Annotated in this window: 18 protein-coding genes; 14 read left to right on the top strand and 4 right to left on the bottom strand. The window is 33.1% G+C overall.

Translation table 11 applies throughout. From position 1 onward, the window contains the following. Positions 1 to 11: 11 nt before the first annotated feature. Positions 12 to 449: an acyl-CoA thioesterase gene (locus AC5ZCW_RS20805; protein WP_111366488.1), complete on the top strand. Its 438-nt coding sequence runs from the start codon at positions 12 to 14 to the stop codon at positions 447 to 449. 91 nt (positions 450 to 540) lie between these two features. On the opposite strand, the gene AC5ZCW_RS20800 is transcribed toward AC5ZCW_RS20805, so the two are convergent. Then, the gene (locus AC5ZCW_RS20800) at positions 541 to 1,233 is read right to left on the bottom strand and encodes a hypothetical protein (protein WP_496121554.1); all 693 of its coding nucleotides are present in this window, start codon (positions 1,231 to 1,233) and stop codon (positions 541 to 543) included. Positions 1,234 to 1,514: 281 nt separating this feature from the next. Here AC5ZCW_RS20800 and AC5ZCW_RS20795 point away from each other — a divergent pair, with 281 nt between their 5' ends. From AC5ZCW_RS20795 to AC5ZCW_RS20765, 7 genes are all read left to right on the top strand, one after another. Then, complete coding sequence (locus AC5ZCW_RS20795) at positions 1,515 to 2,504, top strand: alpha/beta fold hydrolase (protein ID WP_496121553.1); 990 nt, start codon at positions 1,515 to 1,517, stop codon at positions 2,502 to 2,504. A 120-nt stretch (positions 2,505 to 2,624) separates the two neighbouring features. Further along, complete coding sequence (locus AC5ZCW_RS20790) at positions 2,625 to 3,014, top strand: DUF1398 domain-containing protein (RefSeq protein ID WP_496121552.1); 390 nt, start codon at positions 2,625 to 2,627, stop codon at positions 3,012 to 3,014. Positions 3,015 to 3,028: 14 nt separating this feature from the next. Beyond that, positions 3,029 to 3,886, top strand: a complete 858-nt coding sequence (locus AC5ZCW_RS20785; protein ID WP_343543474.1) for a ThuA domain-containing protein — start codon at positions 3,029 to 3,031, stop codon at positions 3,884 to 3,886. Between the two features lie 3 nt (positions 3,887 to 3,889). Further along, on the top strand, positions 3,890 to 4,735 hold the full coding sequence (locus AC5ZCW_RS20780) for a sulfurtransferase (protein ID WP_496121551.1): 846 nt from the start codon (positions 3,890 to 3,892) through the stop codon (positions 4,733 to 4,735). 99 nt (positions 4,736 to 4,834) lie between these two features. After that, a complete protein-coding gene (locus tag AC5ZCW_RS20775) occupies positions 4,835 to 6,076 on the top strand; it encodes an ATP-binding cassette domain-containing protein (protein WP_343543478.1) in 1,242 nt (413 codons plus the stop codon). Continuing rightward, on the top strand, positions 6,077 to 6,688 hold the full coding sequence (locus tag AC5ZCW_RS20770; RefSeq protein WP_343543480.1) for a 3-keto-alpha-glucoside-1,2-lyase-like domain-containing protein: 612 nt from the start codon (positions 6,077 to 6,079) through the stop codon (positions 6,686 to 6,688). A 15-nt stretch (positions 6,689 to 6,703) separates the two neighbouring features. After that, entirely contained in the window at positions 6,704 to 7,189 is a 486-nt protein-coding gene (locus tag AC5ZCW_RS20765; protein ID WP_343543481.1) for a hypothetical protein, read from the top strand. A gap of 74 nt (positions 7,190 to 7,263) precedes the next feature. On the opposite strand, the gene AC5ZCW_RS20760 is transcribed toward AC5ZCW_RS20765, so the two are convergent. Continuing rightward, positions 7,264 to 8,307 (bottom strand): RluA family pseudouridine synthase, encoded by a 1,044-nt coding sequence (locus AC5ZCW_RS20760; RefSeq protein WP_177212495.1) that lies wholly within the window; start codon positions 8,305 to 8,307, stop codon positions 7,264 to 7,266. After that, entirely contained in the window at positions 8,297 to 8,917 is a 621-nt protein-coding gene (locus AC5ZCW_RS20755) for a PASTA domain-containing protein (protein ID WP_281632108.1), read from the bottom strand. The genes AC5ZCW_RS20760 and AC5ZCW_RS20755 overlap by 11 nt, the downstream gene beginning before the upstream one ends. Before the next feature lie 345 nt (positions 8,918 to 9,262). Between AC5ZCW_RS20755 and AC5ZCW_RS20750 the strand changes: the two genes are divergently transcribed. The 6 genes from AC5ZCW_RS20750 to AC5ZCW_RS20725 all read left to right on the top strand — a co-directional run bounded on the left by AC5ZCW_RS20750 (position 9,263) and on the right by AC5ZCW_RS20725 (position 13,794). Continuing rightward, on the top strand, positions 9,263 to 10,234 hold the full coding sequence (locus tag AC5ZCW_RS20750; RefSeq protein WP_496121548.1) for a D-alanine--D-alanine ligase: 972 nt from the start codon (positions 9,263 to 9,265) through the stop codon (positions 10,232 to 10,234). Positions 10,235 to 10,330: 96 nt separating this feature from the next. Next, on the top strand, positions 10,331 to 10,984 hold the full coding sequence (locus tag AC5ZCW_RS20745) for a zinc ribbon domain-containing protein (RefSeq protein WP_496121547.1): 654 nt from the start codon (positions 10,331 to 10,333) through the stop codon (positions 10,982 to 10,984). Between the two features lie 45 nt (positions 10,985 to 11,029). Further along, positions 11,030 to 11,722 (top strand): DUF421 domain-containing protein, encoded by a 693-nt coding sequence (locus tag AC5ZCW_RS20740; RefSeq protein ID WP_343543488.1) that lies wholly within the window; start codon positions 11,030 to 11,032, stop codon positions 11,720 to 11,722. Between the two features lie 90 nt (positions 11,723 to 11,812). Continuing rightward, positions 11,813 to 12,271: a pantetheine-phosphate adenylyltransferase gene (gene coaD, locus AC5ZCW_RS20735; protein ID WP_496121545.1), complete on the top strand. Its 459-nt coding sequence runs from the start codon at positions 11,813 to 11,815 to the stop codon at positions 12,269 to 12,271. Position 12,272: 1 nt separating this feature from the next. After that, on the top strand, positions 12,273 to 13,145 hold the full coding sequence (locus AC5ZCW_RS20730) for an alpha/beta hydrolase (RefSeq protein WP_343543491.1): 873 nt from the start codon (positions 12,273 to 12,275) through the stop codon (positions 13,143 to 13,145). Between the two features lie 70 nt (positions 13,146 to 13,215). After that, positions 13,216 to 13,794 (top strand): PhnA domain-containing protein, encoded by a 579-nt coding sequence (locus AC5ZCW_RS20725; RefSeq protein ID WP_496121544.1) that lies wholly within the window; start codon positions 13,216 to 13,218, stop codon positions 13,792 to 13,794. Between the two features lie 295 nt (positions 13,795 to 14,089). Here the strand turns inward: AC5ZCW_RS20725 and AC5ZCW_RS20720 are convergent, their stop codons facing one another. After that, a complete protein-coding gene (locus AC5ZCW_RS20720; protein WP_109192792.1) occupies positions 14,090 to 14,533 on the bottom strand; it encodes a hypothetical protein in 444 nt (147 codons plus the stop codon). Positions 14,534 to 14,599 lie beyond the last annotated feature (66 nt).

The raw sequence follows: 14,599 nt of genomic DNA, 5'->3' as shown, positions 1-14,599 counted from the left end.
ACAATTATAAAATGGCTTCATTTGTAAAAGAAATATCTTTCCGCTGGTCAGATCTTGACCCAAATTTTCACGTTCGTCACAGTGCTTATTACGATTTTGGTGCACAGCATCGTATCGAAATCTTAGAAGAACTAGGTTTAACTTTAAAAGTAATGCAGACACAAGGTTTTGGTCCTGTTTTATTTAGAGAAGAATGTGTTTTCAGAAAAGAATTAAAACTTTCAGACAAAATATTCATTCATACTAAAACTTCAAAAATGAAGGCCGATGCTTCTCGCTGGTCTATCATTCACGAATTTAGAAGAGAAGATGATACGCTTTGCGCAACCATTACGGTTGATGGTGCATGGATGGATACAAAACTTAGAAAATTAGCTTCTCCTACTCCAGAAATTGCAATTCAAGCTTTGAGCATTTTCCCGAAAAGCGATGATTTTGTTGGACTATAACAAGCAAATTAATTTTATAAAAAATCCCAAAAACAATTGCTGATATTGTCTTTGGGATTTTTCTCTTAATCAAACTTTATCTTTAATTTCGTTATTCAAACTTTAACCCAAAATTTACTCTTTCAAAAGTGGTACTGCAAGAAAAGGCAAATCGTCCGACATTAACGGTTCCGAAAATCCCACCAAACGAATGTCCAGAATAAAACCCTCCCGCTGAAAATCGGCGAACCTGATATTTTAAAGCGATATCATTTACTCTCGAACTCAGCTGTCCAAAAGCAATCACATTTGGGATAATTTCATAACTTCCAAAAAATTTGGGAACAAGTTTCTTATAATAATCAAAACTTTCGTCGGTATCATAATCAATTATTGACGAATGTAAATTTTCTAAGTTTCCACCAATATAGGTATTTTCAGAAAAATGCCATGAGATGCTAAAACCTGTAAAAGTTCCCTCGTAACCACTTCTAGAATCGACATATCCTATGCCAATTGTCGCTCTAAATTTATCGCAAATCTTTCCGATATAACCCACATAAGTACGATCGATTTCGGACTTGTCTATTCCAGCGCCAAAAATGATGTCGTCTTCACACATTGTAAGAGCGTACTGAAAATAAGCTGAATATTGATCTTGATTTGCCGCAACAACGCTCCGACCTTTGTCAAGATCTATATTGGCAGAAATTAAGGTTGAGTTTATAACGGCGAAATCAAAAGTATTGAGTTCTTGGGCAAATGTGGGGACTGTGAGCAGGAGTAAAAGTATAGTTTTTTTCATAATACTATCATTTAAGGCTTACAACATTCTTACACTAAATTACGTCCTATTTTCCTATTAATAAAAGAAGTCCTTTGAAGTGCTCCATTATTCGTTAAAATACATTATTTTCATAATCAACATCATTTAATCGATAAAATTTCAACAAAACATCGATTATTGGCACTAAAAACAAGAAAATCATTTCAAACTCTTTTTTTCTGATAACTTTAAGATTTTAAGCTTTGTTTTAAAAATGGTTCGGTTTAACTTTATAAATCATAAAAACAATGCCTTCTAAAATGAAAATTCTAAGACTATTATTCATACTTATTCCATGCTTAAGTTTTGCCCAACAGGGAAATATAAAAGCATTAGATATTAATTTAAGCAATTACGAATATCCATTTCCTGTTCATTTTATCGAGCTGAGCAGTCAGCGACAGTATCTAAAAATGAGTTATATGGATATTATTCCCGAAAACTATAACCAGAAAAATATCGTTTTACTGCACGGAAAAAACTTCAATGGCGCTTATTGGGAAACTACTATTAAAGCGTTGACAAAAGAAGGTTATCGCGTAATTGTTCCCGATCAGATTGGTTTCGGAAAATCGACAAAACCAGATCATTTTCAATACACTTTTCAGCAGCTGGCAGAAAACACCAAAAAACTCTTAGATCATTTAGGAATTAGCAAGACGACTGTATTAGGACATTCTATGGGCGGAATGCTGGCAACGCGCTTTGCATTGATGTATCCAGAAACTACAGAAAAATTGGTTCTAGAAAATCCGATTGGTTTAGAAGACTGGAAATTGGTTGTTCCGTACAAAACTGTTGATTGGTGGTACGAAGCGGAATTGAAACAGAATTACGAAGGCATTAAACAGTACCAAATGGCAAATTATTATGACGGAAAATGGAATGCCGATTATCAAAAATGGGCTGAACTTAGCGCAGGCTGGACCACAGCACCAGATTATGATCTTGTGGCTTGGAATTCGGCTCTTTTGTACGATATGATTTTTACACAGCCTGTATTATATGAATTTAAAAATATCAAATGCCAAACACTATTGATTATCGGAACAAGAGATAAAACGGCTTTAGGCAAACCATTGGTTTCTGAAGAAGTGAGAAAAACAATGGGAAATTATGCCGAGCTGGGTAAAAGAACTCAAAAAGAAATTCCGAACTCAAAATTGGTAGAAATTCCAAATACAGGACATTTGCCACATATTGAATCTTTTGATTCATTTATAAAAGCATTAATCGTATTTTTGAAATAATTTTTTTTTCGCCACGAATTTCGCGAATTGACACTAATTAATTTTCCGAAATTTTTAAATAAAAAATTCGTATAAATTAGTGCAATTCGTGGCAAACCCTAACTTAAAAATCATATAAATATGTTTACAATAGAACAAATAAAAGAAGCCCATTCAAAAGTAAAAACGGGCGCAGATTTCCCTAATTACATTCAAGATTTAATAATTCTGGGTGTAAAAGGATACGATACTTATGTACATGACGGAAGCGTTGTTTATTACGGATTAAACAATTATACCGCTGCTGCAGAAGAAAAATATCCTGAAATGAAAGTAGCCGATTTTCCTAACAAAGAACTTTTTATAGAAAACTTGGTAAAACATCAGCACGGCGAAACCGATTATATGACTTTCTGTAAGCACTGTGCACAAGCAGGAATTGCAAAATGGAGAGTTGATATAGTGGAAATGACTTGCACATATTTTGACAAATCTGAGAATGAAATTTTAATCGAAAAAATTCCAGTATAATTTCCTAAGCATTTATGACTATTTTTAACCAAAACCACCAAACCAATTTTAAAAAAAGCCTTTTATTAATTCTTTTCCTTATTTCATTTTTTGGCTTTTCGCAAAACAAAAAAGAAAATACTAAATTTAAAGTCATTGCTTTTTATACCGCAAAAAACGATCAAGCACATATCAGTTTTGTACATGAAGCCAATAAATACTTTCCAAAGCTAGCAGAAGAGAATCATTTTCAATATGATTCAACTAGCAATTGGGATAATCTAAATGCGAAGTTCTTGTCTAAATATCAAATTGTTTTGTTTTTAGACACAAGACCTGAGAAAAAGGAACAGCGTGAAGCTTTTCAAAAATATATGGAAAATGGCGGCGGTTTCATCGGATTTCACTTTTCGGCATTTGCTTTAAATAATTCGAGCTATAATCAAGATTGGAACTGGTATCATAATACTTTTTTAGGTTCTGGCGAATACGGAAGCAATACATGGAAACCGACTTCGGCAGTTTTAAGAATAGAAAATCAGCATCCTGTAACTAAAAATCTGCCTAAAACCTTCTCTTCTGCTCCAAACGAATGGTATAGATGGTCGAATGATTTGACTAAAAATCCTGATATCGAAATTTTATTAGCAATAGACGAATCTAGTTTTCCTTTAGGAACTGGTCCAAAAGCGCATGAAATCTGGCACAGCGGTTATTATCCCGTTGTTTGGACCAATAAAAAATACAAAATGCTGTATGTAAATATGGGGCATAATGATATTGATTATGAAGGAGGAACAAACAAGACTTTATCCTATACTTTTGAAAACAAAACACAAAGTCAATTAATTTTAAATGCCTTGCTCTGGCTTGGCAATTCAAAGAAAAAATAAAAAATGTCAACTATCCTTTCTCCTATAATTTCAGCTCAAGAATTAATTGCTAATACTAGAATCATTTTAGTTGATGCTAGAGCCGGCGCGAATACTTTCGAAAATTATCAAAAAGAACATTTGAAAGGCGCTCGTTTTGTAGATTTAAATCGCGATCTGGCTGCGATTCCAGAAAATCCAGCAAATGGTGGACGACACCCTTTGCCATCTCCAGAAGATTTTTCTAAAGTACTTTCTTCATTAGGAATTTCACCTTCCGATCATGTTGTCGTTTACGATGATAAAAACGGTTCTAATTTCGCTGCTCGTTTCTGGTGGATGATGCGCGCCATTGGACATGAAAAAATTCAGGTTTTAAATGGCGGTTATCAAGCAGCAATTCAAGCAGGTTTTCCTACCATTTCTGGAATTGAGACTTTTGATAAAACAACATATCCTTCTCAAGAATGGAAATTGCTTTTAGCCGATATTGAAGAAGTCGAAAAAGCCCGTAAAAATGATCAAAATATTGTAATCGATGTTCGTGATAAAAGCAGATATGATGGCTTAGTAGAACCGCTTGATTTAATTGCAGGACATATTCCAGGAGCTGTTAATGTTCCACTAACAGAAAATCTGGATGAAAACGGATTCTTTAAACCAGCCAATGAATTAGCAGAAAAGTACAAAGCCGTTTTAAAAGATAAAAAACCAGAAAATACAATCGTACATTGCGGTTCTGGCGTTACGGCCTGCCATACTTTATTGGCGATGGATTACGCTGGACTTCCAATTCCGAAACTATATGCTGGTTCTTGGAGTGAATGGTCAAGAAACGACCGCGAAATGGCAACACAAAAAACAGAATAAAATATATTTTTTTGCCACAGATTAAAAAGATTCGAATGATTAAACTTCTCTAATCCTTATAATCTGTGGCTAAAAAAAATAATACAAATAAAAATTACAATGCAACACTGGGATATACTTTTATCAAATCAGGTAAATAAAAAGAAATTAATAGAAAATATATTAAACGGCGAAGCAACTGGAGAATTAGCTGTTTTTAACAATCAAAAAGGAATACTATTTTCTGATATTGCAATTGAAAAATTTATCGAAAAAGAGTTTCAATACGACAGCGTTGAAGCTTCTCCAGATTCGCACAGACAACTTCGAACTTTTTCTTCCGGCGAGCGAAAAAAAGAGTTTTTAAAATACTGTATCAATCAGAAACCGGATTACATTATTTTCGACAATCCTTTTGACCATTTGGATCAGGCTTCAAGAGTTGTTTTAGCCAATTCGTTAAAAGATCTAACCCACGATATTGCAATTATTCAGCTTTTAAATCGTACCGTTGATGTGCTAGAATTTGTGCCCAATAAAGCTCAAATTAAAGACAATACATTCGAATTGCATCCATTTAAAAAAGCCGAAAATCATTTCAAAACATTAAACACAACTGCAATTCCAAAAGCAACGGAAGTCCATACTTTTCCAGAAGACGAATTAATCAGACTCGAAAATGTTTCAGTTAGTTATGACGAAAGAAAGATTCTCAACAATATTTCTTGGACAATAAAACAAGGCGAATTCTGGCAGTTAGTCGGTCCAAATGGTTCCGGAAAAAGTACTATTTTATCTTTGATCACAGGAGACAATCCAAAAGGTTTTGGACAGAATTTATTTTTATTTGGAAGAAAAAAAGGAACCGGAGAAAGTGTTTGGGATATTAAAAAACAAATCGGGATTTACGCTACTTCTATGATGGATCTGTTCCAGAAAAGCCATACGGTTGAACAGATGATATTATCAGGATTCTTTGACCAAATCGGATTGTATACAGAACCTACAACACATCAGAAAAATATTGTAACACAATGGCTCGAAGTAATCGAAATGACGCATTTACGCAAAAAACGTTTTATTGATCTTTCTATTGGCCAACAACGCGTTGCATTAATCGTTCGTGCAGTTTTAAAACACCCGCCATTATTAATTTTAGACGAACCCGTAGAAGGTTTAGACGACGAAAATGTAGATTTGGTAATTCAGCTTATCAACACCATAAAACAAGAAACAAACGTTTCCATACTCTATGTTTCGCACCGAATCGAACAAGGTCTTGCTCCTACTTCTGTTTTTGAACTTTTGCCATCTGAAACAGGTTCAATCGGAAAAATAAAACATCACTCAGAATCAAATTAAATGAAAATAAAATTTGCAGTATTTCTACTGTTACCATTCGTGTTGATTTCTTGTTCTAGCACCATTTCAACAGTAAAAAAAGAATATACGTTTAATACATCAAAAGAATTAAAATCAGATTGGACAATTGATTCTAAAGAATGGATTTTAAAAAATGATACCCTTACTGGAAATGGTTCTCTTTCACCTTGGGGAGTTTTAATTTCAAAGAAACAGCTTCCAGAGAATTATGAAATTGATTTTAAAGTCAACATGACAAATGCATCTTTATTCGAAACCATGCTCAATTTGAATAAAGGAAAATACATTAGAACATATTTATATCAAATTGATCAAAACCTAGTAATTGGCGACGGACTTTATGATAAAAAAGACGATTCGTATGGCAAACGAGGCGGTCCAACCCTATTCAAAAAACCAATGAAGTTGGAAAACAACAAATGGTATGTTATAAAAATTAGAGTTCAAAACAACCAATTATACTTTTCTGTAGACAACCAGACTTCATTAGAATGTTCCCTTGAAAAAAGCAATTTAAATCAAAAAGGGAAATTAGGTTTCATAAGCAACGGAGAAGTCAAAATAACTGATTTAAGAATTAAATCTTTCTAAAAACAGTCATAACGAATGGAAAAATACGAGATCTTGCAAAATGGTGATAACGAAATGACTATTTCATTTTATTTCAATAAAAAATCACTGATTGTTCCTTGGATAATTTTCTTTTCAATATTGCTATTAATTATAAGCAAATTAAAACCTGACCTAATCGCTGAAACCTTTATCTCAATAATCATTGCAATGCCAGCACTCACATATGTACTGTTTAATGATTATTTTGAATGGTACAAAAACAAATTTCATGTGTTTAGTATTAGAGATGAAGATTTGTATATTAATAATAAACTTCACTGCAAATTATATAAATTACAATCTGTAAATGTAGTTTATCTCAACGAGAAATATAGTTTAGGCTGGAAAGTATACTTGGATGTTTTTCCTATTTCTTCTAATGATTACATCATTAAAAAACAATTAAAAGAAAAAGATGCATATGAAATAGCAGAAAAAATCTCAATATTTCTAAACAGAAATGTAAAAATAGAATCATAAAAAAAGCTCCCAAAAAGGAGCTTTTTTTATTTAGTATAAGAATTATCTAATTTTCAAATTGGCAAATTATCTAATTAATTCTCTTCTTCCGTATTATGCGATTTCACATAAACACGCCATTTCTCGATACAATCCTGAAAATCCTGAGGCAATTCTGTATCAAAACGCATCATTTCTCCCGTAGTTGGGTGAACAAATCCAAGCGTTTTAGCATGCAGTGCTTGACGTGGTAAAGCTTTAAAACAATTTTCTATAAACTGTTTGTATTTTGTAAAAGTCGTTCCTTTCAAAATCAAATGACCTCCATAACGCTCATCATTAAATAACGGATGACCAATATGTTTCATATGCGCACGAATCTGGTGTGTTCTTCCTGTTTCCAATTTACAAGAAATAAGAGTCACATAACCAAAACGCTCCAAAACTTTATAATGCGTAATAGCAGGTTTTCCAATTTCTGGATCATCAAAAACCGCCATCTGCATTCTGTCTTTTAAATGTCTAGCAAGATTTCCTTCAATTGTACCGCTCTCAGCCACAACATTTCCCCAAACCAGAGCAATATACTCACGTTCGGTAGTTTTAGCTTCAAATTGCTTTGCTAAATGCGTCATAGCCGCTTCAGTTTTAGCCACAACCAAAAGACCAGAAGTGTCCTTGTCAATTCTATGAACCAAACCTGGACGCTCACTGCTGTTCATTGGCAGATTATCAAAATGATGCGCCAAAGCATTTACCAAAGTTCCTGTATAATTTCCGTGACCAGGATGTACAACCATTCCAGGCTCTTTATTAATCAATAAAAGAGCATCATCTTCATAAACAATATTCAACGGAATATCTTCAGGAAGAATATGATTTTCAAATGGCGGATGCGACAACATAACCGTTATCACATCAAAAGGTTTTACTTTGTAATTTGATTTTACTGGAATCTCATTCACAAAAATGTTTCCATTAGTTGCCGCATTCTGAATCTTATTTCGTGTGGCATTCGGAATCAAATACATTAAATATTTGTCAATACGCAAAAACGCCTGACCTTTTGGTACTTCAAATCTGTAGTGCTCAAATAATTCGTCTTCCAGATCTAAATTTTCTTCAATATTATTGTTCATCATTTGGGGTTTCTGCAGGCACCGCAGTACTATCTGTTGCCTGACTTTCATCTACATAACTTGCTTTTCCGTCTCCTAAAACCAAATCAATTTTAGAAGCTTTAAGCACTCTATCTCCTACTTTTAAGTTTCTTCCTTTCAAACGCATTTCCAAAACCATGTCTTTTCCAAGATTCGGAATATACGTAATCGTTCCAGGCTCAAGACCTAATGCTTTTAACGTTGGTACAGCTTCACGATATGTTTTCTCGATTAAATCTGGAATTTTCACAGAAGAAAAACCAGAAGCATTAATCTTGATATAAATTTTTCTACCCACTTTTACCATCGTTCCAGGCAACGGATCTTGCTCCACAACACTATATTTTGGGTATTCACTTCTGTAATCAACACTATCCAAAAGAACGTAATCTAAATCAAGTTCGTCCAATTTGTTTTCCACTTGTTCCTCAGTTAGTTTTGACAAATTCGGAACAGCAATTTCATGTCCGTGATCTGTTGTAAAAGTTAACCAATGCATAAATAAATAACCAATAACCGCAATTATAGCTGCGGCCGCAAGCAATTGCAAGAAAAAAACTCGGCTTGTTAAATACTGACGTAAACTCATAAATTTATTTTTAATAGCGACAAAGATAAAGTATTTCGTTTCAAAAAAAATGATAATTTTGTTTAAAACAAGAAAGTGCCATGATTGTCATCCTGAGCAAAGCCGAAGGATAATTTTCAGGAGCTGCTTCCTGCTATCCGCTGTATTCCCGATAAACAAAAACTACGGCTAAAAAGCCTTGTTTTTCTAAATCGGGAGATGCCGCTCCTATCAGGGCTAGGGCACTCTATTTCATAAGAACGTTATTTATTAAAAAAACATATATCAAATAAAGTTTCAAAACAGATTTAAACGATTTACGGCAAAACCTGAAACTTGAAACAAATTAAAACCTGAAACAAAAACATGAAAAACATTGCCATCATCATGGGCGGCTATTCCAGCGAATACAAAATATCATTAATCAGCGGGAATGTCGTGTATCAATATCTTGACAAAACAAAATACAACGGATTCCGTATTCACATTTTCAAAGAAAAATGGGTTTATGTAGACCAAAACGATGCCGAATTCCCAATCGATAAAAATGACTTTTCTGTAACAGTAAACGGCGAGAAAATTACTTTTGACTGTGTTTTCAACGCCATTCACGGAACTCCGGGCGAAGACGGATTAATGCAAGCTTACTTTGAATTAATCGGCATGCCACAATCTTCTTGCGATTATTACCAATCTGCATTAACATTCAATAAAAGAGATTTATTATCTGTTTTAAAACCATACGGAATCAAAACTGCTATTTCTTATTATCTAAACAAAGGAGATGAAATCAATACAGCCGAAATCGTAAAAAAAGTTGGATTGCCATGTTTCGTAAAACCAAACAAAGCAGGTTCAAGTTTCGGAATCTCAAAAGTAAAAACCGAAGCGGAATTGCCAATTGCAATTGAAGTTGCGTATAAAGAAGATAACGAAATCATCATTGAAAGTTTCCTTGACGGAACTGAAGTTTCTGTTGGTGTAATTAACTATCAGGGAGAAATTAAAGTATTGCCAATTACAGAAATTGTATCAGACAATGATTTCTTCGATTACGAAGCGAAATACGAAGGAAAATCTCAGGAAATCACACCAGCAAGAATCTCTGACGAATTGACTAAAAAAGTAAGCGAAACAGCAAAACGCGCTTACGAAGTTTTAAAAATGAAAGGTTTCTCAAGAAGCGAATTCATTATCGTAAACGACGAACCGCACATGCTGGAAATGAACACTATTCCAGGTTTAACAACCGAAAGTTTAATTCCGCAGCAAGCAAAAGCAGCCGGAATTTCACTAGAAGATTTGTTCACAAATGCAATTGAGTTAGCTTTAAAATAGACACTAAGATACTGAGGTGCTAAGATTCTAAGATTTTAGCACCTTTGTTTTTTATAAAACAATTTAATTTTTTGCCTCTCTGAACCTTAATAAAATATGCTCTTTCTAGTCGGAACTCGAGATTCAAATGTAAAAAATGGGATAATTTCAAATGAAAAATGTCCTAAATGCGAGATTAAAAACACTCTGCATTTTAGTATATACAAAACGTATACTCATATTACTATGATTCCTCTTTTTCCCGTCGGGAAATATGTAAATATACAATGTAGGAACTGTGAAATTTTATTTGATTACAATGATTTATCTTCCAACGCACAAGAAAAATTACGAAATCAAAAATTAGAAAGTTCAGTTTGGATGTTTTCTGGAAGCATTATAATGCTTTTAGCCATTATTTATAGTATAAATACTTATATTAACAATAATAACAAAACAGCAATTTTAATAAAAAAACCTCAGGTAGGTGATGTTTATAATTTAAAGTTTTCAAACGGTTATTATTCATGTTTTAAAATAGATAGAATAACAACCGACAGCATTTTTACAACACATAATGATTTTGATGCTTATATGCCTTACGAAGTAGATGATTTAGATAAAAATGAAAACTATTCAGATCGAAAAGTATCTTATTCAAAAAAAGCAATCATTAAACTTTATGATAATAATGAAATAATAAAAATCAAACGAGCTAAATACCCATTAGAAGCGAAAGAACTTGAATACAAAATTCCAGCAACAAAATAAAAACTTAGAATCTCAGCAACTTAAAACCTTAGTAACTAAAAGAAAATGAAAGAAATCTTCGAATGGAATAGACTTTTTTTTAATGAATTGCCAGAAGTTTTCCTTTTGGAAGTAATATTTCGTTCGACAGTAATGTTCACTATTTTATTGCTAACATTAAAATTGGCTGGTAAACGAGGTGTAAAACAATTATCGATTTTTGAAACTGTAATCATTATTGCATTAGGTTCTGCTGCTGGCGATCCTATGTTTTATGAAGATGTCGGAATCATTCCGGCAGCAATTGTCTTTTTGGTCATTATTATCTTGTACCGTTCTGTGACATGGCTTACTGGAAAAAGCAAAAAATTCGAAGAGTTTATAGAAGGCAAAACCGAATGTTTAATTAATGATGGAAAATTTTCCATATCGAGTTTTAAAAAAGAAACTTTGGCACAAGATGAATTTTTCTCAGAACTTCGCGTAAAATCAATCGAACATTTAGGACAAGTAAAACATGCTTTTATAGAACCAAGCGGAGAAATAAGCGTATTTTTTTATCCCGACGAAAAAGTAAAATACGGATTGCCTATTTTACCTTCTTTATTTAACGCTAAGAGCAAATTAATTCCAACCAACGGAATCTATGCTTGTTCCTTCTGCGGACACACACAAGAGTTGCTAAAAGGAACTGCAAACTGCGAAATCTGCCACAAAGACGAATGGGTAACAGCAATAAACTCAAAAAGAATCACTTAAACAAATTCCAGAAAAATAAAAACTAAGATTCATCATAATCCTAATCAAGCTTAGAATCTTAGCATCTCAGAACCTTAGAACCTTAAAAAAATGCGAAAAGCCATATTCCCAGGATCATTCGACCCAATTACATTAGGGCACGAAGACATTATAAAAAGAGCCATTCCTTTATTTGACGAAATCATAATTGCCATTGGTGTCAATGCCGAAAAAAAATACATGTTTTCGTTAGAAGAAAGAAAACGCTTTATTGAAGAAACCTTCAAAGGCGAACCAAAAGTTTCTGTGATTACCTATGAAGGCTTAACGATTGATCTCGCTAAAAAAGAAAAAGCCAATTTCATCTTAAGAGGTTTGCGCAATCCTGCCGATTTCGAATTTGAAAAAGCCATTGCCCACACCAACAGAAAACTTTCGAAAATAGAAACCGTTTTCTTGCTAACAGCTGCAAGTACCTCATTTATCAGTTCGAGCATTGTACGCGATGTATTGCGTCATGGTGGAGAATATGAAATGCTGGTTCCAGAAGCAGTTAGAGTGAAAAAATAATATGAATAAGAAACAAATTCTTTTCTACATTATTACACATGTATTTTTTCTGACAATTTCATCACACAAATTACTAGCACAAAAAGATAAGGATTTTGAAAAAGAAATAGAAAATCCTAGTCAATACAATTTTGACAAAATTGATTTTATTGATTCCGAAAATAATGAAAAATTAAGCGGTACTTTAATATCTCCCAAAACAGAATATTCAAAGATCATTATAATTGTTCCTGGTAGTGGAAAGAATACAAAAAATTCTCATTACGTTTTAGCAGAAGAAATATTAAAAAACAATATTGCTGTTTACCGATTTGATGATCGTGGAGTTGGAGAATCAGAAGGAAATATTAATTTTAGTGTAGATCAAATAATACGTGATCTATATTATGCTTATACTAATATTAAAAAAGCAAGCAATTTATCTCAAAAAAGTATTGGAATTTTGGGACATAGTTTGGGAGGAATTGCAACTATCGATAATTATCAAAAAGGTCTGAATTTAGATTTTATTGTACTGATGTCAACTCCATTTGAAAAATATGGAAGATTTACTAAATCACAATTCCCTTTTAATAGCATTAAAAAAGTAAGTGCCAAAACTGTATTTGAAAACATAAATATCCCCTTATTATTCATAGCAGGTTCTAATGATAGTTTCTTAGAAAGTGAAAAAACTGCCGATCTTTTACGTTCAGTCAATAATAAAAACATTGATGTTAGAATAATCGATGGCTTAAATCACTTCTTAATAAAAGGTAATGATGACTGGAAAGAAACAAAAAAATACAATGATTTATATGGCATGGACCAAAAAGCCTTGACCGAAATTATTACTTGGATTAAAAACCTTAAACCCGATTTAAATCAAAAATAGTTCTAATCATTAAATTTGCAATGCTTATCAATTATAAGTAATTTCGCATTTTTAAAATAAACACCAAACAATGAGTATCGAGAGAGAATTAAGCAAACGAAGCGGATCAAAATGTGAACTTTGCGGAAATGAAGAAAATTTAAAAGTTTATCAAGTCCTGCCAACTAAAAAAGGCGGAATTGATGAAGCTATATTTGCCTGTAACACTTGTATTGACCAAATCGAAAATCCAGACAATGTTGATTTAAACCACTGGAGATGCCTTAACGACAGTATGTGGAACGAAAATATTCCTGTTCAAGTTGTGGCTTGGAGAATGTTAAGCCGTATGCGCTCAGCGGGATGGCCACAAGAATTGCTTGATATGATGTACTTAGATGAAGATACTCTTGAATGGGCAAAAGCAACAGGAGAAGGCGAAGATGACGAAAATAAATTAGTTCACCGTGACAGTAACGGCGTAGTACTACAACACGGAGATTCAGTTGTTTTAATCAAAGATCTTAAAGTTAAAGGTTCGAGCATGGTTGCCAAACAAGGAACTGCTGTTAGAAACATCCGTTTAGACCACGAAAACGCTGAATATATTGAAGGAAAAGTAGACGGACAGCAGATTGTGATTATTACGCAGTATGTGAAGAAGATTTAAAAAAGGTGCTAAGGTTCTGAGATGCTAAGATTCTAAGCTTTTTTAGAATACTAATAATTTAACCGCAAAGGACACAATGATTTACGCAAAGTTCGCAAAGTTTTATCCATAAAGCTTTGCGAACTTTGCGCTTTTATAAAGTCTTAAATTAGAAAAAAACTTTGCTCCCGATAGCTATCAGGATTGCGGTAAAATCAAAAACAAGGTATATCAACCTGAAACCTGAAACTTGAAACAAAAAAAGCCCGTTCATAAAACTGAACGGGCTTTTTAATATATTGTTTCTAACGAAAAATTATTTCTGGAATAATTTATTGATTTGGTCTTTTACGAATGGCTCAGAAACATTGTTTGTTGCTGCGTCTCTTTCTTTACCAGAAACCATAAATTGAACTGTAGCTTTGTCTGGAACCACATTTCCTGTGTAGTGCAACCAAATGTAGTTGTTAGGTAACTCTAATTTGATATCGTACAACGGAGAAGCTGTAAATCCGCCCATGATAATGTTGTATAAAGAATTATAAGCATTATCTATGTTTTTAAATGAAAATTTTCTCAAAGTCGAATCGTCATCACTTTGAACGATAGTGTAATACACAGTGTATTCGTCACCAATTTTCTGAATGTAGTTGTTATTTACTTTTCCTAATTTTTCTACAGGAACTGTTTCTAGAACCTTAACCTGTGCAAACGAAATAAAAGTAAAAAACAATGCGGCAAGAGTAATAATCTTTTTCATATAGTATTTGGGGTTACAATTTTACGAACACAAAAAAACATAGAAATATTGAAAAAACACCTATCA

It is taken from the genome of Flavobacterium sp. PLA-DH12 (assembly GCF_059511845.1).
This window is presented reverse-complemented; position numbering and strand designations above follow the sequence as displayed.

What these genes read in the sequence shown, in the direction of transcription:
- AC5ZCW_RS20805 (WP_111366488.1), top strand. Translation starts at nt 12, where the DNA reads ATGGCTTCATTTGTAAAAGAAATATCTTTCCGCTGGTCAGATCTTGAC.
- AC5ZCW_RS20800 (WP_496121554.1), bottom strand. Translation starts at nt 1,233, where the DNA reads ATGAAAAAAACTATACTTTTACTCCTGCTCACAGTCCCCACATTTGCC.
- AC5ZCW_RS20795 (WP_496121553.1), top strand. Translation starts at nt 1,515, where the DNA reads ATGAAAATTCTAAGACTATTATTCATACTTATTCCATGCTTAAGTTTT.
- AC5ZCW_RS20790 (WP_496121552.1), top strand. Translation starts at nt 2,625, where the DNA reads ATGTTTACAATAGAACAAATAAAAGAAGCCCATTCAAAAGTAAAAACG.
- AC5ZCW_RS20785 (WP_343543474.1), top strand. Translation starts at nt 3,029, where the DNA reads ATGACTATTTTTAACCAAAACCACCAAACCAATTTTAAAAAAAGCCTT.
- AC5ZCW_RS20780 (WP_496121551.1), top strand. Translation starts at nt 3,890, where the DNA reads ATGTCAACTATCCTTTCTCCTATAATTTCAGCTCAAGAATTAATTGCT.
- AC5ZCW_RS20775 (WP_343543478.1), top strand. Translation starts at nt 4,835, where the DNA reads ATGCAACACTGGGATATACTTTTATCAAATCAGGTAAATAAAAAGAAA.
- AC5ZCW_RS20770 (WP_343543480.1), top strand. Translation starts at nt 6,077, where the DNA reads ATGAAAATAAAATTTGCAGTATTTCTACTGTTACCATTCGTGTTGATT.
- AC5ZCW_RS20765 (WP_343543481.1), top strand. Translation starts at nt 6,704, where the DNA reads ATGGAAAAATACGAGATCTTGCAAAATGGTGATAACGAAATGACTATT.
- AC5ZCW_RS20760 (WP_177212495.1), bottom strand. Translation starts at nt 8,307, where the DNA reads ATGAACAATAATATTGAAGAAAATTTAGATCTGGAAGACGAATTATTT.
- AC5ZCW_RS20755 (WP_281632108.1), bottom strand. Translation starts at nt 8,917, where the DNA reads ATGAGTTTACGTCAGTATTTAACAAGCCGAGTTTTTTTCTTGCAATTG.
- AC5ZCW_RS20750 (WP_496121548.1), top strand. Translation starts at nt 9,263, where the DNA reads ATGAAAAACATTGCCATCATCATGGGCGGCTATTCCAGCGAATACAAA.
- AC5ZCW_RS20745 (WP_496121547.1), top strand. Translation starts at nt 10,331, where the DNA reads ATGCTCTTTCTAGTCGGAACTCGAGATTCAAATGTAAAAAATGGGATA.
- AC5ZCW_RS20740 (WP_343543488.1), top strand. Translation starts at nt 11,030, where the DNA reads ATGAAAGAAATCTTCGAATGGAATAGACTTTTTTTTAATGAATTGCCA.
- coaD (WP_496121545.1), top strand. Translation starts at nt 11,813, where the DNA reads ATGCGAAAAGCCATATTCCCAGGATCATTCGACCCAATTACATTAGGG.
- AC5ZCW_RS20730 (WP_343543491.1), top strand. Translation starts at nt 12,273, where the DNA reads ATGAATAAGAAACAAATTCTTTTCTACATTATTACACATGTATTTTTT.
- AC5ZCW_RS20725 (WP_496121544.1), top strand. Translation starts at nt 13,216, where the DNA reads ATGAGTATCGAGAGAGAATTAAGCAAACGAAGCGGATCAAAATGTGAA.
- AC5ZCW_RS20720 (WP_109192792.1), bottom strand. Translation starts at nt 14,533, where the DNA reads ATGAAAAAGATTATTACTCTTGCCGCATTGTTTTTTACTTTTATTTCG.